The organism is Paenibacillus enshidis, from assembly GCF_042136365.1.
GTDB lineage: Bacteria > Bacillota > Bacilli > Paenibacillales > Paenibacillaceae > Paenibacillus > Paenibacillus enshidis.
Genome location: NZ_JBHHMI010000009.1, coordinates 25396 through 51643, shown reverse-complemented (window position 1 = coordinate 51643; position 26248 = coordinate 25396). Strand labels below are relative to the sequence as shown.

Annotated in this window: 18 protein-coding genes and 1 pseudogene; 17 read left to right on the top strand and 2 right to left on the bottom strand. The window is 49.7% G+C overall.

Annotated elements, in window-relative coordinates; translation table 11 throughout:
- Positions 1-58: 58 nt before the first annotated feature.
- The 13 genes and pseudogenes from ACE41H_RS12340 (at position 59) to ACE41H_RS12280 (ending at position 16833) form a co-directional block, all read left to right on the top strand.
- Positions 59-448, top strand: a complete 390-nt coding sequence (locus ACE41H_RS12340; RefSeq protein ID WP_375355567.1) for a GntR family transcriptional regulator — start codon at positions 59-61, stop codon at positions 446-448.
- Positions 441-1343, top strand: coding sequence for an ABC transporter ATP-binding protein (locus tag ACE41H_RS12335; protein ID WP_375355566.1), 903 nt, complete (start codon positions 441-443; stop codon positions 1341-1343). The genes ACE41H_RS12340 and ACE41H_RS12335 overlap by 8 nt, the downstream gene beginning before the upstream one ends.
- The gene (locus tag ACE41H_RS12330; protein WP_375355565.1) at positions 1318-3324 is read left to right on the top strand and encodes a multidrug ABC transporter permease; all 2007 of its coding nucleotides are present in this window, start codon (positions 1318-1320) and stop codon (positions 3322-3324) included. Before ACE41H_RS12335 ends, ACE41H_RS12330 begins: the two co-directional genes overlap by 26 nt.
- An 83-nt stretch (positions 3325-3407) precedes the next feature.
- A complete protein-coding gene (locus tag ACE41H_RS12325; RefSeq protein ID WP_375355564.1) occupies positions 3408-4169 on the top strand; it encodes a class I SAM-dependent methyltransferase in 762 nt (253 codons plus the stop codon).
- A 426-nt stretch (positions 4170-4595) separates the two neighbouring features.
- Positions 4596-4979, top strand: a pseudogene (locus tag ACE41H_RS12320) (aldo/keto reductase); the annotation flags it as partial.
- A 38-nt stretch (positions 4980-5017) separates the two neighbouring features.
- Positions 5018-5530 carry a mismatch-specific DNA-glycosylase gene (locus ACE41H_RS12315; protein ID WP_375355563.1) on the top strand — a complete coding sequence of 171 codons (513 nt, stop codon included), beginning with the start codon at positions 5018-5020 and terminating at the stop codon, positions 5528-5530.
- Positions 5531-5890: 360 nt separating this feature from the next.
- Positions 5891-7108 carry a branched-chain amino acid ABC transporter substrate-binding protein gene (locus ACE41H_RS12310; RefSeq protein ID WP_375355681.1) on the top strand — a complete coding sequence of 406 codons (1218 nt, stop codon included), beginning with the start codon at positions 5891-5893 and terminating at the stop codon, positions 7106-7108.
- Positions 7109-7212: 104 nt separating this feature from the next.
- Complete coding sequence (locus ACE41H_RS12305; RefSeq protein WP_375355562.1) at positions 7213-8199, top strand: branched-chain amino acid ABC transporter permease; 987 nt, start codon at positions 7213-7215, stop codon at positions 8197-8199.
- 9 nt (positions 8200-8208) lie between these two features.
- A complete protein-coding gene (locus tag ACE41H_RS12300; RefSeq protein WP_375355680.1) occupies positions 8209-9471 on the top strand; it encodes a branched-chain amino acid ABC transporter permease in 1263 nt (420 codons plus the stop codon).
- A 27-nt stretch (positions 9472-9498) separates the two neighbouring features.
- On the top strand, positions 9499-10284 hold the full coding sequence (locus ACE41H_RS12295) for an ABC transporter ATP-binding protein (protein ID WP_375355561.1): 786 nt from the start codon (positions 9499-9501) through the stop codon (positions 10282-10284).
- Positions 10281-10985: an ABC transporter ATP-binding protein gene (locus tag ACE41H_RS12290; protein ID WP_375355560.1), complete on the top strand. Its 705-nt coding sequence runs from the start codon at positions 10281-10283 to the stop codon at positions 10983-10985. The genes ACE41H_RS12295 and ACE41H_RS12290 overlap by 4 nt, the downstream gene beginning before the upstream one ends.
- A 340-nt stretch (positions 10986-11325) precedes the next feature.
- Positions 11326-13077 carry a methyl-accepting chemotaxis protein gene (locus ACE41H_RS12285; protein WP_375355559.1) on the top strand — a complete coding sequence of 584 codons (1752 nt, stop codon included), beginning with the start codon at positions 11326-11328 and terminating at the stop codon, positions 13075-13077.
- Between the two features lie 66 nt (positions 13078-13143).
- Positions 13144-16833, top strand: coding sequence for a non-ribosomal peptide synthetase family protein (locus ACE41H_RS12280; RefSeq protein ID WP_375355558.1), 3690 nt, complete (start codon positions 13144-13146; stop codon positions 16831-16833).
- Positions 16834-16913: 80 nt separating this feature from the next.
- On the opposite strand, the gene ald is transcribed toward ACE41H_RS12280, so the two are convergent.
- Positions 16914-18053, bottom strand: coding sequence for an alanine dehydrogenase (gene ald / locus ACE41H_RS12275; protein WP_375355557.1), 1140 nt, complete (start codon positions 18051-18053; stop codon positions 16914-16916).
- Between the two features lie 175 nt (positions 18054-18228).
- Between ald and ACE41H_RS12270 the strand changes: the two genes are divergently transcribed.
- From ACE41H_RS12270 to ACE41H_RS12255, 4 genes are all read left to right on the top strand, one after another.
- Positions 18229-19896, top strand: a complete 1668-nt coding sequence (locus tag ACE41H_RS12270; RefSeq protein ID WP_375355556.1) for a PucR family transcriptional regulator — start codon at positions 18229-18231, stop codon at positions 19894-19896.
- A 143-nt stretch (positions 19897-20039) separates the two neighbouring features.
- Entirely contained in the window at positions 20040-21554 is a 1515-nt protein-coding gene (locus ACE41H_RS12265; RefSeq protein WP_375355555.1) for a copper amine oxidase N-terminal domain-containing protein, read from the top strand.
- A 159-nt stretch (positions 21555-21713) separates the two neighbouring features.
- Positions 21714-22631, top strand: a complete 918-nt coding sequence (locus ACE41H_RS12260; protein WP_375355554.1) for a RecB family exonuclease — start codon at positions 21714-21716, stop codon at positions 22629-22631.
- Between the two features lie 126 nt (positions 22632-22757).
- A complete protein-coding gene (locus ACE41H_RS12255; protein ID WP_375355553.1) occupies positions 22758-24029 on the top strand; it encodes a methyl-accepting chemotaxis protein in 1272 nt (423 codons plus the stop codon).
- Between the two features lie 86 nt (positions 24030-24115).
- On the opposite strand, the gene ACE41H_RS12250 is transcribed toward ACE41H_RS12255, so the two are convergent.
- A complete protein-coding gene (locus ACE41H_RS12250) occupies positions 24116-26185 on the bottom strand; it encodes a hypothetical protein (RefSeq protein ID WP_375355552.1) in 2070 nt (689 codons plus the stop codon).
- Positions 26186-26248: the final 63 nt, after the last annotated feature.

The following is a 26248-nucleotide window of genomic DNA, read 5'->3' as shown; positions in this document are numbered from 1 at the left end:
TGGCATGCAGTAACCGCAGACCAAGTACATAAGAGCGTGAAGAGAAGGGAGGAGAAGTATGTTCGAATTGGATGTGCGGAGCCGCAAGCCTATTTACGAACAGCTGCAGGACAAGATCCGGGATATGATCGTGTTCGGTGCCCTGCAGGCGGATGAACAACTGCCATCCGTGCGGACATTATCATCCCAGCTTACGGTGAATCCCAACACAATACAGAAAGCCTACCGCGAGCTGGAGCGCCAGGGCTACATTTATTCCGTCCAGGGAAAAGGCAGCTTTGTGGCGCCGCCCGAGCATCATCCCAAGGAAGCAAGCAGGGAGAAGCTGCGGACGGAGCTGCTGCGGTTAATGACGGAGGCGGTATTTCTGGGATGGACGAAGCAGGATATCGACGATTTGTATCATGATGCTGTGAAGCAGCAGGAAAGGGGGATGTCCCGTGATTGAACTGGGAGAGGTTACGAAACGATTTCAGGGGGAAGCGGCAGTTGACGGGCTTACGCTGCTGGTGCGCAAAGGCTCCATCTTTGGCCTGCTTGGCTCCAATGGGGCAGGCAAAACCACTTTGCTGAAAATGATTGCCGGGATATACAGGCCTGATGCAGGGGGAGTCGCTGTCGAGGGAGAGGCAGTTTATGAAAATCCCAAAGTCAAGCAGCGCATTTTCTTTTTACCGGACAACCCCTACTTTTTTCCGCAATCCTCCATTGAGCAGATGGCCCGTTTTTACAGGTCGGTGTATCCGAGGTGGAGCGAGGAGCGCTACGCCATGCTTGGACAGGTGTTCAAGCTGGATATAAAGCGCAAGCTGAGCCGGTTTTCGAAGGGGATGCGCAGGCAGGCGGCCTTCTGGCTGGCCTTAAGCTGCATGCCGGATTTGCTGGTGCTGGATGAGCCGATTGACGGTCTTGATCCGGTCATGCGCAGACATATTAAAAATCTGCTGTTCCAGGATACGGCCGAACGTGGGATGACCGTGATCATTTCATCCCATAACCTGCGCGAAATTGAGGACTTATGCGATCATGTTGCCATTATGCACAAGGGACGACTGGTGCTGGAGAAGGAAGTGGATTATCTGAAGGAGGACACCCATAAAATTCAGATCGCCTTCCGTGAGCAGGCCCATGAACAGGCTCTGGAGGAGCAGGTGGATGTTTTGCATAAGGAAACGAGGGGTAGCGTTGTTCTGTATATTGTACGGGGAGAGCGCGAAGGGATCAGCCGTATTGTGGAAGCCTTTGACCCTTATGTGTTTGACGTGCTTCCGCTCACCTTGGAGGAAATCTTTATTTATGAAATGGGGGACGCCGGCTATGACATCCAGCCGATTCTTCTTTAACGGCGGTGTGATCCGTCAAAATATAAGACAGCACGGATGGATCGGCATCCTGTACCTGGCCGGGCTGCTGTTCACGCTGCCGCTGAAGCTGATATTGGGAATGCCGTACACACAGGCAATCCGTTTAAGGGACCTGTTTGAGTATCATGGTGAGGAACAGATGATATTTATCTTAAGCCTCCCGGTTATTGCCGGCGTATTCATCACAAGATACATACAGAGCAGGCCTTCGGCCGACTTGTATCACAGTCTTCCGCTGCGCAGGGAGCATCTGTTGACGGCTCATATAACCAGCGGTCTGATGCTGCTGATTGTTCCGGTCTGGCTTACGGCGGCCATCACTGCTGTGCTGTCCGGCAGGCATGATCTGGACTATTTCTTCACGCTGTCCGATGTACTTTCATGGGCAGTTACGGTTACAGTCATCACATTATTCCTGTACAGCTTCAGCTTGCTTGTCGGCATGTGTACGGGGCAGTCCATCTTTCAGGCGATAGCGGCGTACGTGATCCTTTTCCTGCCCATGGTGCTGAGTGGGCTGCTTACCGCTCATTTTGACCGTTATCTGTACGGATATCCGGATCCGGGGCGCACAAGCCATACTTTTGAAGTCTTTTCACCGCTGTACCGTATGATCGCCATCTCGGAAACAACCCTTAGCGGTCTGGAATTGCTCATTTATACGGCGCTTGCCGTGCTGTTCCTAGCTCTGTCTTATCCGCTGTACAAGAAACGGCATATTGAAACTGCAGGCCAGGCCGTGGCTTATGTCTTTTTTCAGCCATTGTTCAAGGCGTTCGTTATTCTCTGTCTGATGCTGCTGGGAAGCATCTATTTTCACAGCCAGTCTGACGGGAAAACAGGCTGGACGGTTGCAGGCTACATGCTCGGAGCGGTGGTGGGCTATGTTATCAGCGAATTGATCATCCGGAAAGGTTGGCAGATATGGTCTAGGAAAGCGGTATTTGAGCTGGCCGCCTATGGGGCGGGAATCGGTCTGCTGCTGTATGGATCGGTATCCGGTATCACGGGTTATGAAACGCGGATTCCGGCTGCCTATTCTGTCGAGGCTGTTTATATGGGGGACTACTTCGACTGGTCCGATACGGAGGAGGAGAACTCCTACTCCCGCGATCCGGATTATATCTCCGCGGTGCTCAGCCTCCAGCGTGAGGTTGTGAACGTGCGGCCACCCGAAATTCCTGATGCGGACCGTCCCGAAACCTATCGGAATGTATCCATCTCTTACCGGTTGAAAGAAGGGGGCATGATATACCGAGAGTATCAGATTCCTGAAGAACAGTTCAGAGATGAGCTGAAGAACGCGATGGAATTAGAGGATTACAAAAAAAGCAGCTACTGGCTGTATAAATTGAACGGTACGGCGTCGTCCGTCGAGATCTCCAGCGGAATCTCTCCGAATCGGAGAGTTATAATTCACGATCCGGCAGAAATGCGGGAGTTTGAGCAGGCTTTGAAACAGGATATGGATCGGCTGAGCTATGAGGAAATGACCGCAAAGCGTATTCCGGAGGCGGTAATCGATATATATTGGAAGGTTCCGGGCGCTCTTCACAATCTGCATCAATTTAAGTCCTACCCGGTCAGCCGCATGTTCACCCATGTGCAGGCGTGGATGAATAAAACAGGTTATGCCAAAAACATTAAGGTAGATCCCGGGAGTGTCGGCATGGAGATTGTTGATACGAAAGATTACAGTCTGGCTGATGCTATGAACGGATTTACCGGTTTGGCGGAGGCATTCACGCAACTAAAGGAAACGAACGGAGGGTATACCGTTGAAGATGCCGAGCTTAAGAAGCAGGTGCTTGAGCATCACAGCGATTTTGATTTTGGTAAAGAGGATGCGGCTTACCTGATCCGAACCACGGTGGGAGTCGATGAGAGGTACAGCGTTCTTTACCGTAAAGATATGACGCCTGAGCTGGAGAAAGCGCTGCGTGGCAATTCTGGAAACTAGATAGAGAAAAATAGGTTCTGGTATAATATGGACATCCCCTGTATTTTTGGGACCCATACATATACACAGGAGGCCGAATGTAGTTGAACTATGATGCGCAATTTTTATTTTATCTGGAGCATATGAACAGGCAATTCAGCGGATGGGACTTCTCCTATATCGAAAAAACAGGCAGAATGCAGGAGGAACCGCTGGATTGGTCCTACGGAAGCATTGTGCTTTCGTACATGAACAAGGCGAATGCGATGCTGGATATGGGGACAGGTGGCGGAGAGCTGCTGTCCATGCTGGGCCCGTTCCCGCAGGATCCGTGCGCAACGGAAGGTTATGCGCCGAACGTTCCGATCGCCAAAGCACGTCTTGAGCCGCTCGGCATTCAGGTGGAGCAGGTGTTTGCAGATGATGAGCTGCCTTTTGCGGACGGGCGGTTTGATCTCGTCATTAACAGGCATGAATCCTATTCCGTGCGCGAGGTGCGGCGGATTTTGCGGGACTCGGGCATTTTCCTGACACAGCAGGTTGGCGGGACCGACTGTAGAGAAATTAACGAAAGGCTTGGAGTTCCGCTGAACGATGAATTCCAGCATTGGAATTTGGACTTTGCCGTCAAGGAGCTGGAGGCAAACGGCTTTAAAATTATTAAGAAGCGGGAACAGGCGCCAATGCAGCGTTTTTATGACATTGGAGCACTGGTGTATTATTTGAAGGCCATCGAGTGGCAGGCTGTCGGATTCCGGATTGAGGACCATAAGGAGGCGCTGTATGGCATACATAAGGAAATCAAAACTCGCGGCTTCTGGGAAACGACACAGCAGCGCTTTCTGATTGTGGCTTCGCCGGTATAGGTGTTAGGTGTTGCGGGAAGGCTTCGGACATGCTCCGGGGCTTTTTTTGCCATAATAAAGCTCAAAACCGAAAGCGATGCTTGACCGATGAATAGGTGCGAGTGAGAATAAAAGCGCGAATATTCTAACAGTTGTAAGTAACGCTATTTGGGCAAAAACGGGGGGTTACAAAATGTAATGGTTGCCAGTGAGCCTATTTCTCTTTTTTTGCAGGTAAAAGGGCTGGTTTGCCTAAATAAGCGCGCATATAACTGTTAGAAAAGAAACCTCCGTTTTTTCAGTCGAATAAGCGCTGTGACAACCGTAAGCACAGAAATGCACCGGATAGATCGATCATTCGAGGTAAGCCTTGGGTGAAGCTCCGTTCTCTAGATTGAGCCATAATAAATGTACAAGCATGAAGAAGGAACTAACCAAGGAGGGAACATGATGAGCGGTCAACAGCATAAAAGTGTGACATTGCCTGATGGCACGAATGTGCCGGTAATCGGCCAGGGAACCTGGGATATGGGAGAGAATGCGGCGGCACGAGGCGCAGAGGTAAAGGCGCTGCAGACGGGCATTGATCTCGGCATGACCTTGATCGACACGGCGGAAATGTATGCCGACGGAGAGGCTGAGAAAATCGTCGGGGAAGCGATAAAAGGGAAGCGGGACAGCGTATTTCTCGTCACCAAGGCTTACCCGCATCATGCCGACAGCAAAGGGCTGGCGGCTGCCTGTGAAGCCAGCCTGAAGCGCCTCGGTACGGACTATGCCGATCTGTATCTGCTGCACTGGCGCGGCAGCATTCCGCTTGAAGAAAAGGTGTTCCCTGCGCCGAGACGTAAAATGCCGCTCGATATCGTATGAACGGAATTCCTGATCATCTGGAGCACGGTTTATCCGTCGTATTTATCGGCTTTAATCCAAGTCTGCGCTCAGGAGAGACGGGGCATCATTATGCCAATCCGCGCAACAACTTCTGGCGCATTCTGCATCAGTCCGGCCTGACACCGCGGCTGTATCAGGCCTCAGAGGACGGAGAACTGCTGCAATTGGGCTACGGATTCACGAACATTGTGGCCAGACCGACCCGAGGCATTGCAGATATTACCCGCGAAGAGTATGCGGAGGGCAGGCGTATTCTACGCGAGAAGCTGGCGATGTATCGTCCCAGAGTTGCGTGTTTTGTAGGCAAAGGGGTGTATACGGAGTACAGCCGGAAAAAACAGGCGAGTTGGGGATTTCAGCCCGATCCGCAGTATCCGTTTACTCATGAATTTGTTGCTCCCTCTTCCAGCGGGCTTGTCCGCATGTCAAGCGATGAAATCATAGGGATATATAACCAATTGACTGAATGTTTAACAAATTTATACTAACATATTTTTTTTAGAAAATATTAAATAACACAATCCCGAGAATTATTCGGGATTGTGTTATTTTTATGTTAATTTATATAACTCTAAATTTGAAATCATTAAATATTATTCTTTAAAAATTCACGCTTTTCCGGAGAAGAAAACGGGATGGGTTTATTTCTAATCATAAAAAAATAACGAAAAAATTATAAAAACATAAAAAATGAAATATAAATTTAACTATAACTCATATTTATGAAGATAAAATCCGAAAAAAGGAATTGCCCAATTATATATTTCTGTGTATACTAAGTGTATTATTAATACCACTTTATGTTAAGTAAAGTGACACAAAAGAAAATTGGGGGAATGTTTGTGAAGATGAAGGGACAAGGATGGTTGGCATTAACACTCATAGCCGGACTGCTGGCTGGCTGCGGAAGCGGGGGAGGAGGCACGGCAGGCACCACACCGGCAGCTTCGGGCACCACTGGGTCGGGAGGCGGAGGAAAGGTCATTAAAATCGCCACTCAATCTCCATTGTCCGGAGGAAGCGCCATTCAGGGTGAATCGATCAAGCTTGGCGCCCAAATGTCGCTGGAGGATCATGCGGAAGAGTTTAAGGCTCTTGGATATGACCTGGAGCTGGTTCCTTATGACGATCAGAGCGACCCCAAGAAGGGCGTAGCCAACTCCGAGCTTATCGGTGCTGATCAGGCGGTGCTGGGTGTGATCGGACATTTGAATTCCGGCGTTTCCATTCCGTCTTCGGTTGTTTATGAGAAATACAACATTCCTATGATCTCTCCTGCAAGTACGGCTACAGACTTCACAGACCGAAAACTGAAAGTGGCGAACCGTGTAGTAGCCCGTGATGATTTCCAAGGGCCGGCAGCTGCCGAATATGCGGTTAACACCGTGGGGGCAAAAAACATTTTCGTCATTCAAGACAAAACAGCATACGGACAAGGTCTTGCCGAAGCGTTCCGTGATGCTGCGGAAGGGCTTGGAGCCACGATTTCCGGTTACGAGGGCATTACAGTAGGCGAAAAGGACTTTAACGGCGTACTTAACATTGCTGCCAGCAAAAATCCAGACTTTATCTTCTTTGGCGGTTTATACGCTGAAGGCGGACTTCTGATCAAGCAGGCTCGTGATAAAGGAATTAAGGCTCCGATTATGGGTGGGGATGCACTTGACTCCTCAGGCCTGGTTGATATTGCCGGCGAAGATGTCGACGGCTCGCTCTACAGCTCCGTTGCCGGGGATATCACGAAAACGGAAGAGGGCAAGAAATGGGCTGACCAGTATGAACAGAAGTTCGGCAAGAAGGCAGAAGGCTACTCCGTCTATGCCTATGATTCGATGAGTGTCATGCTGGAAGCAATCAAGAAATCCATCGAAGAGAACGGCGGGGAGCTGCCTGCCCGTGAGAAAGTGCGTGATGCGGTAAGGGCTACGAAGGATTTCCAGGGTGTTGCCACCAAGGTTTCTTTTGACGAGATCGGTGATAACTCGTATGCCAAAGTCTTCATTTATAAGTTTGATGGGGCGACCTACCCGGGAGCGATAGTCTCGGAAATCGAAAAAAATAAGTAATCTGGGATCCACGCAGCCAGGAGGTATGTTCCGGATTGGACATACAGCCTGGCTGTAGTTTTGATACTGACGTTTTTCTTATCAGACGGAAGGGGTAACCAATCATGTTCGCGACAATACTGCAAAGCTTGCCGCAGGTGCTGATTGACGGGCTGGCGTTAGGCGCCATTTACGCCGTCGTTGCACTGGGCTACACCATGGTCTACGGAATTTTGGAGCTGATCAATTTTGCGCATGGGGAAATTTTTATGACCGGCGCTTTTGTCGGGACTGCTGTACTGTTTCTTTTTCAGGGCTTTGGCCTGCTGGGCGGTCTGCCAGCGTGGTTATCCTATGTACTGATTATATTCGTGGCCATGATGGTAACCGGAGCGCTCGGGGTCGGGATCGAACGGGTCGCCTACAGGCCGCTGCGCAAGGCGCCGAAGCTGATCTCTCTGATCTCCGCATTCGGGGTTTCCTTTGTGCTGCAGGATCTGATCCGTTTTATCGCCGAGCTGAAAACCGGCAACTTCATTGTAAGCACGCCTTCGTTGTTTGATGGAAGGATCGATCTGCCTCTTTCCTCCGTATCCGGTGCTTTCACGGACACTTCTATCAAAACAAACACTATTTTTATTCTGATTATTGCGGTGCTGTTGATGGTGGGGCTGGATCTGTTCGTCAACCGGACGAAATGGGGAGTGGCCATGCGTGCGGTTGCCCAGGACCGTGAGACGGCGTCCCTGATGTCGATCAACGTTAATAAAGTCATTGTACTTACCTTTTTCATAGGCTCCGCACTCGGTGGTTCTACGGGCGTTTTGTTTGCACAGCAGTATGGAACCATAGACCCTTATATCGGTTTTATTCTGGGCATGAAAGCCTTCACGGCGGCGGTGCTGGGCGGAATCGGCAACATCCGCGGGGCCATGTTTGGCGGGATTGTCATCGGTGTGCTGGAAATGTTTGCGTCTGCCAACCTGGGGCTGCTTACGGACGGCAACTTCGGCGCCGAGTATAAGGATGTATTTGCGTTCATGATTCTGATTATCGTACTGATATTCAAACCTGAGGGCTTGTTCGGTAAAGCCGTCAAAGAGAAAGTGTAGGTGAAACCGATGCAACATATGAAGACCTTAATCGCGAATAAGCCGGCGCAGGCAGCGCTGCTGCTGCTGTTTGTGGCCGTGACCGCCTCCGGCGTCTATTTTATGGATAAATCGGTCATTTCCTTTTTGCTTCTGCTCGGATCGTTGCTGCTTCTGTATTACACAACCTTCAGCAACGGCATGAAGTGGGCTATCGCCGGCGTGCTGCTTGTGCTGATTATTCCGTTTGCGAGCTCTGGCGGGCCTGCGTATGAGTCTTATATGGAAGTCGCGACACAGTGCGGCATTTATATTGCGATGGCTTTGGGGCTGAATATTGTGGTCGGGTTTGCCGGATTGCTGGATATGGGGTTTGTCGCTTTTTTTGCGGTGGGCGCCTATACGTACGGCATATTTGCCACAGGCCAGGCCAACAATTTCATTGCCGGCGACCTGTTTCCGCTGTCAGGCGCGTCATTTTGGATCTTCATCCTGCTCGGCGGATTCATGGCAGGCATATTCGGCATTCTGCTGGGGCTGCCGGTGCTCAGAGTAAAAGGCGATTATTTGGCGATCGTAACCCTCGGCTTCGGTGAAATCATCCGGATTATATTCAACAATCTTGAGAAGCCGGTGAATATCACCAACGGTGCGCTCGGCCTGTCTTCCATCCAGCAGCCCAATCTGTTCGGTTTCCAGTTTGCGTTTCCGCACCAATTTTATTTCATCGTAATTGGCATTCTGGCGGTTGTTATTTTTGCCGTCCGCAGATTCGAGCATTCCAGACTCGGCCGCTCCTGGAAGGCTGTGCGCGAGAATGAAATCGCCGCCCAGTCGATGGGCATCCCGCTGATCCGCACGAAGCTGACGGCTTTTGCGATCGGCGCATCCTTTTCAGGCATGATGGGCGTTGTGTTCGCTGCCAAGCAAACGTTTATTGATCCAACAAGCTTTACATTGATCGAGTCGACGACGATTCTGGTGATGGTCGTGCTCGGGGGCATGGGAAGCGTTCCGGGCGTCATTTTGGGAGCCAGCCTTGTCACGATATTGAATCTCCAAGTGCTCACCGAGTTCACCAACTGGCTGAACCAACTGTCCATGCAGGGCATTGTGCAGGTTCCGAACGCGCTGTCTCCTGCCAAAATGCAGCGGTTCATATTTGGTGCCATTCTGATTCTTGTCGCCATTTTCAGGCCCAACGGACTGATTCGCGCGAAAAATCGGCCTGTGAAGCTGGAGCAGGTGAAGGATCAGCCCGCTGCCGTCAAGGCAACCGCGCTATCCGAATGACATGCATATACGGGGGAGGTAATCCATATGGCGGTACTAAAAGTAACGAATCTGGTCAAGCGCTTTGGCGGGCTTACAGCCGTGAACGGTGTGAACTTTGAATTTCCGGAAGGGAAAATATCGGCGGTAATCGGACCGAATGGTGCCGGGAAAACGACATTTTTTAATATGATCACCGGGATTTACGTTCCGGATGAAGGGCAGATTGAGCTGAAAGGACAATCCATCGTGAATGTGAAGCCTGACCGCATTACCGGCCGGGGCATTGCGCGGACATTCCAGAATATCCGGCTGTTTGGCAGTATGACCGTACTGGAAAATGTCATGGTCGGCATGCACATTCACCTGCGCTCAGGTGTGATTGGCACACTGCTGAATTTGCCGCGGGTTAGGCATGAAGAGCAGCAGGCCAAGATAGAGGCGTACAGTCTGCTGGAATATGTCGGCCTCGAGACGCTGTACAACGAAGAAGCGGCCAGTCTGTCCTACGGAGCGCAGCGGCGGCTGGAAATTGCGCGCGCGCTTGCGGCCAGACCGTCAGTGCTGCTGCTGGATGAGCCGGCAGCGGGAATGAACCCGCGCGAGACGGCGGAGCTGACGGCGCTGATCCGCCGCATCCAGCAGGAGCTTGGCATCTCGATCATCCTGATCGAGCATGACATGAAGCTGGTTATGGAGCTGTCCGATCATATTCTTGTATTGGATCACGGGGAGAAGATCGCAGAAGGCGGCCCTGAAGATATCCGCTCGAATCCGAAGGTCATCGAGGCTTATCTCGGCAAGAGCGCTGTGGAAGAAGAGGTGACGATATGAGCTTGCTGACAATGGAAGCTGTGGAGGCCTATTATGGCGCGATTCAGGCGTTAAAAGGGATTTCCCTGCAAGTGAATGAGGGGGAGATCGTAACGCTCATTGGTTCGAACGGCGCGGGGAAATCTACTACGTTGAAATCCATCTGCGGCCAGGTCAAAACCAAGGGCAGGATCGTATTCAACGGAAAAGATATGATTTCCGAGCAGCCGCACCTGATCGCCTTGGGCGGAATCGCGCATGTTCCCGAAGGACGGCGTATTTTTCCCAAACTTACGGTCAAGGAAAATCTGGAGATGGGAGCCTTCTCCGTCAAGGACAAGAGACTGATCAAGCAGCGGATCGAACAGGCCTTCACTTATTTTCCGCGACTGAAGGAACGTTATCATCAGGCTGGAGGCACGATGAGCGGCGGGGAACAGCAGATGCTCGCCATTGCCAGGGGACTGATGATGAACCCGAAAATTTTGCTGCTGGATGAGCCGTCCATGGGACTTGCGCCGGTGCTGGTAGATCAAATATTCGAAATCATACAGGAGCTGAATGAGGCGGGCATGACGATTTTGCTGGTGGAGCAGAATGCGTACCATGCGCTGCAGATCGCTCACCGGGGTTATGTCATTCAGACCGGCGAAATCATCATGCATGATGATGCCGCCAAGCTGCTGTCCAATAACCAGGTGAAGGAAGCCTATCTTGCATAATTTGCAGTAGTTGGAGAAAGCTCTGGACAACAATACAAACAGGCCTGAAATCTGTGCCTGTTTGTGTTGTTGTGTCAGGGCTTTTTTTCATATGTGTAGTCACAAAGGACTATATTTAATTTGTTTTTCACGAAATTTTTACAATTAACTATTAATTTTTTAGTCAATAAGGCCGATATTATTGATAGTCTATGTAGAAATTTGGCGACATAGCGATTGTTTAATAGACCATGTCGGATTATATGGAGTTCTAAATTTAACAAAGGGGGGCCATTAAGCCGTAAGTTGAAAATGCAGCCAAAGCTGCGACAATAAATTTATAATAGGAGCGTTAAAACAAATGTTGTTGATCAGACGTATGTCCTTCTTCACCAAAAATTTGTTGTTGGCCTTTATTAACATTATTTTGATTGGTGCGATTTTGATAACATCCTGTTACATAACACAAAAATCAATCTTGATTAAGCAACTGCAAGGGCAAATTATGGCGATTACCCAGAAATGGGCCGAAGAAATTGATCCGGCTCTTGTCGCCCAGGCGATTACCCAGAAGAGCTACAAAGGATCGGCGCAGGCTGAGTTGCAAAAAAAACTGGACGATATTCATAATTACAACCCGAATATCGCTCAAGCGTACCTGTTTGGTACAGAATTGAAAGGAGGGAACCAAACTTCGCTGATTGGCATGCCTACCAATCTCGTTGAAGCATTCTCGGCAGATAACGTTAACATCGGTGATATGTATGATCAGCCGGAAGCTATGGCGACTGCTGTTGCCACGATGCTTAAAGACGGCAAGCCGACATTTACGATGCTTTATAGCGACAGCTTCGGAATCTGGACGACGATCATTTATCCGGTGAAGAACGAGCAGGGAGAGATTATCGCATTCCTCGGCGCGGACGCGGATGCTAGTGCTGTTCCTGAAGGACTGCAGAAGCTTCTTGTGAACGGCATAACCATTATGCTTATTTTCATGCTGCTCATCTTCCTGATTCAGTACTTTTTGTCGCGCTTGACTTTGAAACCTATTAAAGAATTGGTACGCGGCATCGAGGAGGTCAGCAGCGGCAATTTGAATGTCGAGTTGAAGACTGGCCTGGATGATCTCGGGATCGTCAACAGCAAGTTTAACAGTATGGTGAATCAAATGAACGATATGATGCTCAAGGTTCAACATACTTCTCACTCGGTTACAAATTCTGCTAGTAGCCTTCGTGAAATCTCGGAGCTGAACAGCAAAAATTCGAACCTGATTACGCAAAGCGTTGAGGAAATCTCGCAAGGTATCGTAGAGCAGGAGCAAGCTTCCGTAAGCACCGCAAGAGCTATGTCTGAAATTGCAACCGTCATCCAGAACATCGCTGAAAATTCTTCGAAGGTTGCGCAGGAAGCGTTTGACATGGAATTGAAATCTACTGAAGGCAATACGTCCGTGAAACAGGTTATGACGCAAATGGAGCAAATCCAAACGTTCGTCGGCAAGTCGACGAACGCCATTAAGTCGCTGGACAGCCGTTCCCTGGAAATCGGAAACATTGTATCGATTATTATGAACATATCCAGCCAAACCAACCTGTTGGCGCTAAACGCGGCCATTGAAGCCGCAAGGGTCGGCGAGCATGGCAAAGGTTTTGCCGTTGTCGCCGGCGAGGTAAGAAAACTGGCTGAGCAGTCGGATCAATCTGCGAACCAAATTTCGGAGCTCGTCAAAGAAATTCAAGAGTTGATCCGGGTAGCCGTCCAAGCGTTGGAGCAAGGTACCCGTGAAGTAAGCGGCGGTCTGCAGATTACCAATACGACGAGCCAGATTTTAAATGAAATCCTGCAAGCCACACAAAACGTAACGATGCAAATTCAGGAGGTGTCCAGTTCGACGGAAGAACTGGCGGCAGGAACGCAGGAGCTTACGGCAACGTCTGAAAGTTTGTCGGCTTCGGTTGGCGTAACAGCTGTAAATAGCGCCAAAATTTCCGATTCCGTCAAAGAGCAAAAAGAGAATATGGAAGCTATCTTCCAATCCTCGACAGAACTTTCGGGTCTGTCGGAAGAACTTCAGAAACTTCTTAACCAATTTCAAGTACGTGCTTAAAGACTAGCCATTTTTATCCTGGCACCGAATCCAATGCTGCTTACTGCTAAGGAGGAATTAACAGAAATGACGGAGATTAATCATTACACTGCTGCTTTGGTAACCGAAAGTCCACTGCTATTCATCCCGCTTGATTCGTCACGTCACGGCCGAACGTATTCCTACTTAACAGCAGATGTTCCCATGGAGGAAAGCCTGTGCGCCAAGCTCGGGCAATTGAAGGACGGCGGAGAGCAAGCCGGGATTTTGGCAGCGGCTTATTTTGCACTGCTTTACCGTTTATCGGGCGAAGCCGACATTATAGCGGAATGGATTTCTAACGAAGGAAAAGCCGTTCCGCTGCTAATGAACTTTGAACAGAAACAGACCTTCTCCACCCTTAAAAGCAGCATAACCGCCCAAATGGCCGCAGGCGCCGAAGCTGCCCCGGAGCTTCAGTTTGATACCCGCTTTTCGATGGGTCAGCCGATTGAGGCAGTACAGGAGCTGTTGAACTGGCAGCTGTTTGAGAGCGGCGACCACTGGACCATACGGGTGACTTACGACAGTTCTGTCCTGTTGGAAGGCACGATCCGCAGGTATGTTGAATATTTCCATACGCTGCTCGATGCGGCGCTTACGGATGCCAATCGCCTGATCGCTGCTATCGATATTTTGACCGGGCAGGATAAAGCTATCTATGAGCAAATGAACGATACGGCATGGCCTTACGACAAATCGAAGACCATTCACGGCATGTTCGAGCTGGCGGCTGCTTTATATCCAGAAAGGATTGCGGTGTCATCGATCCATGGGCAGTTTACTTATCGGGAATTGAACGAAAAGGCGAATCGTACCGCACGGATGCTGCTGCAGCAGGGATTGCGCACAGGTGAATTCGTTTCGATTTTTATGGAGCGGAGCCTTGAGCTTATCGTCAGCCTGCTTGGCATCCTCAAGGCGGGAGGTGTATACGTGCCGGTTGATCCTGAGCATCCGGAAGACCGCAACCGCTATATTTTGTCGGATACGGGATCTTCTTTTATCCTGACCAAAAGCGAATATCAGGAGCAGGCAGCGCTGCTATGCACAGAAGTGGATACGGTCAAGGGAATCATTTCGATGGATTCCGGCATGATGGATGCATTCGAAGGCACCGGGAATGTCGATAACGGGGTAAAACCTGACGATCTTGCTTATATCATTTACACGTCTGGCTCAACGGGAAGGCCGAAGGGTGCGCTGATCGCACATGAAGGCGTGGTCAACCTGGGGGAAACGGTCCGCAAAGATTGCGGGATCGGGCCTGAAGACGTGCTTACACAGTTCGCTACCTATAGCTTTGACGCCTCGGTATGGGATACAATCGGTGCGTTATTTTACGGCGCGCACTTGTATCTGCTATCACCTGAGGAACGGGTATCGGTCGAGGAGTTCGCTGTTGCTGTCGAAAAAACGGGAACAACCATCATTACGATTCTTCCGACCGTGTTTTTCAACCAGCTGTCCGCGTATTTATCGGACGAAGGTTTCCGCAGGTTGTCCGGCGTAAAGCTGATTACGGTGGCGGGCGAAGCGCTTTATGGCGAACAGGTTCGCGCATTCCAGCGCAAATTCAAGGACGCGATCGAAATTGTCAACGTCTATGGGCCGACGGAATGCACCGTATGTACGACAACACACACAATCAGGGGATTCATTCCGGATGACTTGACGAATGTTCCGATCGGCAGGCCAATTCATAATTACAAGGTCTATATCGTTAATGAAGAAAATCAGCTATGCCCGGTTAATGTACACGGAGAAGTATATATTTCGACTGTAGGCTTGGCTAAAGGCTACCTGAATCAGCCGGAAAAAACGGCGGAAGCCTTTATCGCCAATCCGTTTGGCGAAGGTCAAATCTATAAATCCGGCGATATTGCGAAACTGCTTCCGGACGGAACGATCGAATACGTCGGCCGTCGTGATTCCCAGATCAAAATTCGAGGCCATCGCATTGAAATCGGGGAAATTGAGGACAGCTTCGCCAAAATTCCAAACGTACAAAATGTGGCCGTCATTAGCAAGAAGGATACGGATGGTCAAAATATGCTGATCGGTTACTTTACAACGAGAGATGGCGGCTTATTGCCTGCCCCTGTCATCAAGCGTTTGCTGGGAACTAGACTGCCTTCCTATTTCATCCCGAAATGGATTATCCAGCTTGAAACCATGCCGACTTCACCGACGGGCAAGATCGACCGGAAAAGCCTGAAAAACTACGACCATCGGGAGATGGCCGTGCCGGATGTCGAATTCGAACCGCCGGCTACGGATATCGAGCGGCGTGTTGCGGAGTCATGGCAGGAAGTACTGAGTGTGGAACAGGTAGGTCGGCACGATGACTTTTTCTCGATTGGCGGCGACTCTTTGGCGATCATTCACGTCCTGGTCCTGTTAAAGCCGCATTATCCGGATCTCAAAATCAATGATTTCTTCCAGTACCGGACGGTCAAAGCGCTATCCGCGCACATCGGGCAGCTGAAGGTGGAAAAGCTACAGACAGTGGAACAATCTGTTGTGTTGACCGGACCAGCTATTCCGCTGGAGGAGCATCCTCAAATCCCGCAACGGGTCGGAAATACCGAAATCAGCTTCCAAGACCCTAAGACTGTGTTATTGACGGGAGCTACCGGATATCTGGGCGCTTATTTGCTGCATGAGCTGCTGGTCCAAAGCAAAGCTGTCGTTTATTGCCTGGTCCGGCCGGGAATTGATCCGGGTTTGACAAGAATTCAAAGCCATATGGAATATTTTTTTGGCTCGTCCGTCAGTAAGCTCATGAAGGACCGCGTGGTCGCGGTGGAAGGGGATTTGGAGCGCGAGGATCTTGGCATCATGCCTGAAACGAAACATAAGCTGGCGGGTGTACTGGATATGATTGTCCATAGCGCCGCAGACGTAAGGCATTTCGGAGATGAAGAGCAATTTGCGAAAACGAACATAGCCGGCACATTGTCCTTAATCGAGCTTGCACGCGGATGCGCAAACCCTATCCGGTTCCATCATGTTTCGACAATGGGCATACCGGAAGATCTGGCATTAAGCGGACAGTGGGAGCAGGTGGTAAGCGAGCAGACGCTGCGTCCTGATCTTAAAGTGGAGAATCTGTACACGAACAGCAAGCTGGAAGCGGAGAAAGCACTTATGGCAGCGGCGCAGCAGGGGCTGCATGTCAGCATTTATCGGGCAGGTAATTTGTCCTGCCATTCGGAAAGCGGGCTTTTCCAGAAAAATATCGACAGTAATTCGTTCTATCGCATGTTAAAGGCCATGCTGCTGCTTGGCAAAGCTCCACAGGTACAATGGGAGGTCGATTTCACTCCGATTGATTACGCGGGAAAATCAATCGTGGCTCTTGCGCTGCGGTCCGATTCTTTGGGAAGGGTGTTCCATATTTGCAATCCGCAAACGATTTCGTATACTTCGTGGGTCAATCTCTTCCGTGAATATGGATACGAAATTGAATTGATGGAGCAGGAGGCGTACAGGACATGGTTATTTGATCCTGCCGCCCCGAAAAATACGGAAGGCGTTAAGCTGGCAATTGCTCAGCTTGAAGGAGACGGGGCGAAGGATTCCCGCTACCGATATGGATGCGGGTTGACCTCCGGGGCTCTGCAGGGGACTGGCATTACATGTGTTCTTCCCGACAGCCTCTTCATGAAAAGAATGATAGAACATGCCATCAAAGTAGGTTATTTACCGAGAACGGCAGCACTGGCAAACATTTAATAACTAAACCCCCTTAACCGATTTTGTCGGATAAGGGGGATTTTTAATGGAAAATGGAACTGACGAAGGAGTGCCCAAGCTCAATTCGGCTGTTTGAGTGCTGCTTCCTGCATGGCCTGAAGAACAGGCACATAGTCATAATCGAGATCATGCGCCACCGCTTCATACGTTATTTTCCCGTTCATCACATTGACGCCGCTCTGAATCGCCTCGCTGCTGCGGATCGCTGCCAGAACGCCCTTGTCCGCTATTTGCACGGCAAAAGGCATGGTGGCATTCGTTAACGCAATTGTGGAGGTCTGGGGAACGGCCCCCGGCATGTTGGCTACCGCGTAGTGTACAACTCCGTGTTTTACATACGTAGGCTGATCATGGGTTGTAATCCGGTCGATCGTCTCCACGATGCCGCCCTGGTCAATGGCCACATCGACAATGACGGAGCCGGGCTTCATGGCTTTGACCATTTCCTCTGTAACGAGCTTCGGAGCCTTGGCACCGGGGATCAGAACGGCACCGATCAGCAGATCGGCTTCTGCGGCAGCTTGGGCGATGTTAGAAGGGGTGGATACGAGCGTATTCATTTGGTTGCCGAAAATATCGTCCATCTGCCGCAGTCTGTGCAGGCTCAGGTCAATGACGGTCACATCCGCTCCGAGCCCGACGGCCAGTTTGGCAGCATTCGTTCCGACGACACCGCCGCCAATAATGACGACTTTGCCGCGTTTGACACCCGGTACGCCGGACAGCAGGATGCCTTTTCCGCCTTTCGGCCGTTCCAGCAGTTGGGCTCCGATCTGCACGGACATGCGTCCGGCCACTTCGCTCATCGGCGTCAGCAGCGGCAGAGTTCCGCTGACAGTGATTGTCTCATAGGCAATCGCTGTCACGCCGCTTGTGGTCAGGGCCTCGGCAAGTGACGGCTCGGCAGCAAGATGAAGGTAGGTGAACAGGACGAGACCCGGACGGAAGTACCCGTATTCGCTTTCCAGTGGTTCTTTTACTTTCATAATCATCCCGGACTCCGCCCATACTTCGGCCGCCGTTTCGACCAGGGAAGCGCCTGCATCCGCATAATCTGCATCCTGAAATCCGCTTTCCGCGCCGGCATGCTGCTCGATCAATACGGTGTGGCCCCGGCGAACCAGCTCCGAAGCGCCTGCAGGGGTCAGAGCAACCCGGTTTTCATTATTCTTGATTTCCTTGGGAACCCCGATGATCATGGTCATGCACCTCTAATGTTAGATTTAATACCAGTTTACAAAGGGTGCTGAAGGATGGCATCATACAAAGTGTCAATAATTTTGCGTTTTAGGCTCGACTGTTTGTTGATGCTTTTATATTATTTGGTTATAAATGGATGATCATGTTATTTATTATGACATTTGGGGTGGATGGATGAAGGGTAAAGATCTTTTTACCATTGCAGAGATGCTGAAACGCCCGGTATTTCACCGGGCCAGGCTGGCTGCGGGAGAGCGGGGGATACACCGTCCGGTGGGCTGGGTGCATGTGCTGGAAATTACACATGTCTCCCCCTTTGTGAGCAGAAATGATCTGATTTTAACGACCGGACTGTGGCTGAAGCGTTATGAGGAAGAACGATTTGAATATATGAAGCAGTTGTTCAGCCAGGGAGCAGCAGGTTTGTGTGTGGAATTTGGCACCACGATTGATGCGGTTCCTGACGAAATTTTGGAATGGGCCGAGGAGCATGATTTTCCGGTGATCGTATTTGAGCAGCCGGTCCGCTTTGTCGAAATTACACAGGACATCCATTCGCTGCTCATTAACCGTCATCATCTGCTGCTGCAGAATCTGGAAAGCTTCTCGCGCAAGCTTCAGCAGGAGACGCTGCGCAGCTCGGACATGTCCGCAATATTGCGGCTGCTGCATGATTATGTATCAAGACCGGTTGTGTATATTTCTTCGATCAACGCGAGCCGGTTCGTGCCTTCCGTCGATGCGGCGCTTGCGGAGAAGCTGGGGGATATATACGGACGGGAAGTAGCGGGGCGGATGAGTGCGGACCGGGAGAATCATCTTCTTTTTCAACTGAACGGTCATACCTCGGTTTTATTTCAGCCGGTCGTGTGCTTTGGACAGGTATTCTCCGCTGTTGGTATTATACTAAATGGCGAGCAGCCGGGAGAAGCGGTGCCGCTGCTGCTGGATTACACAGCCAAAGCGGCCGCGACGCTTGTCCTGCGCACTCAATTTCTGGAGGAACGTCTGCTGCGGAATCAGAACGAGCTCATTCAGGAGCTCATGAACAGGCAGATCAGCAGCGAGGAACAGGCTCAGACCCGAATGGGACTTCGTCTGCTTGCCAAGGGCGAATATTTGTTCATGGCGGGCATTTTTGAGGTGGAGTCCCTTGACAAGGAAGCAGGTCAGGTGCGCCGGGAAGCGATTCATCAGGATATCCTTGTCCTGCTGCGCTCCCTGCTCAAAAAACATAATCTGCACAGCTTGCTGATGATGAAGGGCAACCATTGTTATCTGCTGTGTGCCAAGGAATCGATTACAGCGCGTTCCTTGACCAACCTGCGAACCGTCCTGTCCAATATTGTGCAGCATCTGAACCGGTATGCGGAGGAGGAACTGAGCGAGGTGCGCATTCATGCAGGCTTCGGGAAGAGCAGAAGCAGAATGCTGGAGACGGACCGGAGCTTGCATGAGGCCTATCAGGTCATCGAAACCGCGCGTTGTGTAGCGCGTATGAAAGATAGACTGTTTTATGACGAATTGGGCATCTATCAGCTGCTGAAGGCCGTGCCGGATACTCCTTTTCTGGTCGCCTTTGTTGAAGACCATCTTGGCGCTCTCATAGCATACGATCAGGAGCATCAAATGCAGCTGCTGGACACACTGGATATGTATTTTCAATGCCATGGCTCCAAGAAGGATACAGCCGACAAGCTGTATATCCATCGGCAGACGCTGTACAACCGGCTCGTTAAAATCACCGAAATTATCGGTACGGATATGCTTGCTCCTGATAAAAGACACTGTCTGGAAATGGCCTTGCTGGCCCATCGCATGCTGCAGTCGGAAGGAAGCTAGGACCTGCATACCAGGTTTTGAGAGCTTGTCCCGGGAATAAACGAAAAGGAGCTGATTTACAAATCAAGGCAAGCTTGCGATAATGGAACTAGGAAACTGCTCTTCATGTGATGTCACTAATAAACTTGGGGAAGGAGATTTACATGAAGCTGAAAAAATGGCTTGCAGCTCCGCTTGTCCTGCTGCTCGTAATCTTAACGGGATGTCAGGCGGTAGGGGGCTTTGATGTCAACCAGGGACTGCTCGGCACGCTCAAAGTCAAACCGCAGGAGTCCAGCTCCACACTGTCCTTTCACGTTGAGCCTGCTGGCAGTGCTTCGGCGGAAGACCGGGAAATCATTGATTTTATTAACTCTGTATCGATATCTGTTTATGAAGCCAAAATCCAATCGGAGGATGTTGTATCCGCCAAGGGCGCTTTCCATTACCAGGATGTAAGCCTGCCGTTTGCCATGTCCATGGATCAGTCGGGGCTGGCATTTGAGCTGGAAGGCTCCAAGAAGCCCTACTACATAGGATTGAACCAGGCAGAAGCGCTGGAAGGGCTGCCTGAGGGTTTTGATCCGTATGCTTACAAGGACAAGATCAATGACCTGGTGCTGGAAGCAGCCGGACTGTTCATTGAGCATTCGCCGAATCCGAAGGATATCTCGGTTGCAAAGGTAACCGAGGAAGTGAACGGAGAGCAGGTTGATCTGACGAAGCTGTCTGTCCAGCTGACAGGAGAAGAGCTGGTGCAGCTCGTTAAACCGATGCTTCAGAGCCTGGCCCAGGATGAAGAAGGACTGAAGCGGTTGATCGGACAGGGGCTGGATTTGGCTGCAGAGATCGCTGCCGCTTTCGGTGAAGAGGAGAGCCTTAAAGAAGGTCTGGCCGGGTTCGGCGATAGCCGGGAAGAGATTTTGAATAATCTGTACACGGAGGCCAAAGACGCGCTGGATCAGGTCGTAAGCCAATATGATGCCGGCGTAAGCCTGATGTATACACAGGCACCGGAGCTGCGGACTGTACTGGGGCCAAACACGGTGCTGAAAACCGATATGTATTTTGATGCGAATAAAGATTTGCGCAAAGACCGTACGGAACTGACCGTCGCCTTGCCTGGAATGGAAGATTTGCCGATCACTTCGTTCACACTTCGCTCCGAAAGCGAGCTATGGAATGTGAACGGTGCGGTGACTGCCGATAAGGTGGACACTTCAGGCGGTGTCATCAATGTAGAAGAAGACGGCTTGACGCCGGGAGACACCCTGCGCAACTTTGACAGCAGCTCGAAGGTTTATGATATTTTGAAGAACGACCTGCAGTTGACGCATAAGGAAATTGTCATTGATCCGGAAGACAGCTACTATGACCTGGTGATTAAAAAAGGCACGACCATGATTGCGCTGCGTGATATCGCCGCCGAGCTGGATGCCGAGCTGGACTGGGACGCGGCTGCGAAGCAAATCACGGTGACCGACGATATTACGGAAGCGAAGTTTGTAATCAAAAAAGGAATGAAGCAGATCAAGGCGGGCGATCGGACGATTGACCTGCCGCAGCCGGTATTTGCCGCTGAAGACGGTACGCTGTATGTGCCGCTTCGCCAAGCTGCCACGGCTCTTGGAGCGGAGGTTACTGTCCAGGACGGAATGCTGGTCATTGAAAGAGATTAAATATTGAAATCAGGGAAAATAGCAGATCATCCGCTGTGGCGGGTCTGCTATTTTTTTGCGCTCATAAAGAACGGTTGTTCCTCTTTTATGCTCCAATCCCGTCCGATTTAAGGTATAATTAATCGGTAGACCTTTTCAGTCAAGGAGGGAACGGCCAAGTTGGTTATGTATCCGCCCTGGTCCTACTCTCAATCAAGGGCCAATACATTTGATGAATGCCTGCGCAAATATTATTTTCATTATTATGGTTCCCACAACGGCTGGAACCGGGAGCAGGCCACGGAGGAGCAGGCCGTGCTGTACCGGCTGAAGCAGCTAAGCAATTTATATTTGCTGTTCGGCGATCTGGCTCACCGTATGTGCGAGTCGGCCATTCGTGCGCTGGATGTGCGCCGTGAACCGCCGCGACCGGAATTTTTAGACAAGGTTATGCGGGACATGCTGAACCAGGGCTATAAGGAATCCCAGGACCGGGAGGCCTGGCTCAGCCAGCCCAAGCAGCGTATCATGCTGTCTGAAATCTATTATGGAGAGGAAACGCTGCATGACCGGATTTCCATCATTAACGACCGCCGCCGCGCCATTGTCCGCAACCTGTCCGTATCCGCAACATGGAAGGAACTAAGCGCCGGCCGGGCCCAGGTCGTCGAAGTCGAGAAATGGGACACGATGCTTCTCCATGAGACAAAGGTATATGTCAAAATGGATTTGCTATACAGGCGGCAAAACGGAGAGATGGTGATTGTGGATTGGAAGACGGGCAAGGAGGGGGATTTCTCGGACCAGCTGTATTTATATGCCGCTTATGTGCGGGAGAAATATAATATTCCGTTGGAGCAGCTTGAGCTGCGGGTGGAATATCTGGTTACCGGAGAAAGTGAAGCTTATAAGCCGGAGCAGGAGGAAATTGCTAAAGTTGAAGAGAATGTAGGCCGATATATTGTAGAGATGAAATCCTGCCTGGATGATGAGTATTACAACAAGCCGAAGCCGATGTCCTTTTTTACCCCGATGCCGTCCCGGCGTGCCTGCGGAAGCTGCAATTTCCGGGAAGTGTGCGAGCACAGGCATGTATAGGGAGGAAAGACCTAAATAAAAGGCGATTTTATTCTTAAAATTTAGCATATCAATGATATTTGTCACACTTAACGCTAGGATTTACTGGTAAATTAGACTTAAAAAGCGATATCAGAGGTGTAAAGCATGAAATTATCCTTGGGAACAAAAATGGTTGCAGGTTTTATAGCAATATCCGCCATTACATACGGGACAAGCTCGTTTTTCATCTTCGTGCTGAAGGACTGGATTGCTCCCGGCATGGTGGACTGGCTTTATGTATCGATCATTTTGCTGCTCGGTGTGATATGGACGGGAATTCTCGGCTGGCTGACTTCCAGGTGGCTGACCCGGCCGATTGTCCGTCTCGCCAAGGCTGCGGAGGAAGCCGCAGCCGGTAACTGGCATGTCGTGATTCCCGAGCGGCGATCCGGGGATGAGATTAAAGTTCTGTACGATGCGTTTCGCAACATGCTGGCCCACATCGGGGGCATGCTGGACGAAATCTCCTACAGCACAAAGACGACCTCACATAATGCCGAAACCTTGAGTACGGCCATCGCTCATGCGACCACGCAAATTGAATCCATGTCCAATGTGGTGGACGGTATTGTCTCCGGGGTGGAGGAGCAGCAGAAGGCATCTGAGCTGTCCCTGCAGACAGCCGACCAGATGCTTGGGGACTTCCGGCTGATGCATTCGAAATCCAACCGGATGATGGAGCTTTCGGGCAATATGGAGGGCTCCGTCCGTTCGACCCAGTCGCTGTTCTCTTCGCTGATGGGCGGGATGGATGCCCTGTCAGAGTCCCATCAGCGTTCTCATGAGGTGATCCTGAGACTTGAACGGGAAGCGGAACGGATCGAGAACATCACCGGTACGGTGAAGGAAATTGCCGAGCAGACCCATTTGCTCGCCTTGAACGCTTCCATCGAAGCTGCCAGAGCGGGAGAGGAAGGAAGCGGATTCGCCGTAGTAGCTCAGCATATCCGGACACTTGCGACCCAAAGCTCCTCTTCGGTCGAAGAAATTAACCAGATGATCAGCCACATTCAGGAACAGATTACAGAAGCGGTCTCCCTCATGCAGCAGCAAAATGCGTTGGTGAGAGAGGAAGCAGGCCGCACCCGTTCAGTGGAAGCAACGCTGAATGAGCTTAACCGGATTATTGACGAATTCGTGGACGGGGTGCGCATGCTGGAAAACTCCGTCTCCGAGCAGACCGGCCGGGTGGAGCAGACGTACAATTACATGAACCGGATTCAGGAGATGTCGACCTCGTTTGCGGAGGGAGCGCAGCAAATCAATCGCGCGGCTCATGAAGAGACGGCTATTATGCAGGAAATATCGTCCGCGTCGGATGATTTAAGGACGCTTACCGGCAAGCTTATGCTAAAAACACAGACACTTCAGGGTTGAAGTGCAAAAAAAAGGAAGCTGCAGCGAATATCGGCACATTAGCCGTATTCGCCGGGCTTCCTTTTTTTGTGCATGCAGTCTGCATTTCACAGACCCGGTGTTTTTTTGTTTCGTATCATGTCTCGATTATCCCAAAGCAATTTACGTAGGTTGGATTTCGATCCTTCTATTTTGAAATGAGGTATTTTTTGTTCTTTCGCAATAGGAATACAGCTCGTAGTTGCCTCATGAGAATTGGCAGTAAGAAGGTAAAACAAAGCGTCAGCCCGGCGCAATTTGGGGTGAATTCTAGATGGGGACTCTCCATTTTCATGATAGAATTCTGCTCCTGTTTCCTCGACAACTGAATCAAACCATTTCTTTAATCCGCCAATGATGACAATCTTGCAACCTTCGAGGAACGGATCTCGGCCGGCATTCGGCGATTCGTGCTTCTCTCTGGAAACGGTTCCTGTATTCCCCTTGATTGGTTTGTCATTCATGTTTTCTTTTTTATAATAATCCGTGCTATAGCTTGTATAAAGCTTGGACAAGCGTGCATGTTCTCCACCATGTGCTACATTAAACAAACATGGATCTCCGTCCTTAGGCTTCTGAATTTCAAAGTCTTTTTCGTACAACGGGTAACGATTATTGGGATCGGAGATATCCACACAGTAATACTTGAAGTGCTCACCAAGTTCTATATACCCCATATATTGAGTGATAGGGGCGCGAGTATCATCTCCTTGAAAAAGCATTCGAATGATATAATTTACGGAACCATCAGCTCTGTGTGCGGGTTCGCATTCTACTTCAGCTTCATGCTCTAATTGTAGGCTATTTACCAATGACTCTGGGATGTTAAAGGCTGCGCCATTTTCCAGCTTGATATAACCTCCGTGATCCATTCTATAAAAAGTTCCTGGTTGAGCATGTGGAATTTCATTGTTAGGGTTATCTTTTTTGGGTAGCTCCTTAGTCTGCTGTGTAGTTTCATCTACTGTCTTTTCTGGATTGATTTGAGGTAATGGTTTTATGAGTTCTTCCAGAAGTAGCTCGAAGGAATCCATGAGCTGCATGTGGTCATTCATTTTTTTTCTTAGTTGCTCACGATCTGTCCGGTCCAGGCTGGTTTTAAGTTGAGCAAAATTTATTTCTATAGCCTGATACAGGTAATCCATTAACATTTTTACTGCTTCATTTAAACTTAAGTTGGAAGAGGAGGTTTCATCTTTTAATTTCTTAATATCTTCCTCATATTTTTGGATCAACAATTTCATTCCGGTATTTAACTCTCTCAATTTATTTTCATAATCTTGAATGGTTTGCTGCTCTTTAGTTGTTTGCTCATCCAGTGTTTTCTGAAGATTGTTCAATTGATTGTTCAAATTCTCTTTTTCAGCTTCCAGGTTGATTACTTGATTCCGGTAAGCTTCTGTAGCTTCATCCATCTCTGATAACTTTTTCTCTAAAAATAATTTCTCCGAAGATATAAGCTCATTCGTTTCTTTGATGCGTTCCTGGCTTTTTTCCAAACTTCTTATTTCTTTCTTTAGACTTTCGATTTCCAACTCGGCCTTTACTCTAAGATTTCGTTCCTTGGTAATAAGGGAATTTTCTTTAGCTTCCTTACTTTCATCCTTTGATTCGGCCAAGTTGGTCGCCGCTGTTTCCTTTGCTGCATCAGTAATGGTTGATAGCTGCTCCTCGAACTCAAGGAGACGATGCTCGATCTTGCTATCATGAATTGGAAACAGGCGCAACCCCCAATAAAAGTGAGCTGGTCCAAATTGCTCATATATTCTTTGTTCATTCGACAAAAATTTCTCAGCCGTTAATTCTTCTGATTCTCCGTATATATCGAATATAAGATTAATGATTTCCTGGTACAGCAATATTTTGCTTTTTTCTTTTGAATACTTCGTTCGCAATAAAGTAATTAATTGTGAGTCAGGAAAGGGTTTGTTAGCCATCACTTTTATTTGCATATTCATGCTAGATGCGAAATGCCTCTTTTTCAGGTCAGTTGCCTCTTTGAATAAGAGTGATATTTCTCGTATTGGAAATGGGGTTTTAATCTGTTTTAATAGAACCAAGTTAAATCCTTCAACTAATTCCACCCCTTGCTCATCCATTAACATACCCATAGCTTTTATAAATCTTTTACTTATCATTTGCATCTCTCCTAAAACTAATGTGTATAGATAAAAACCTCAAGACAGACGTAAAATGCCTAT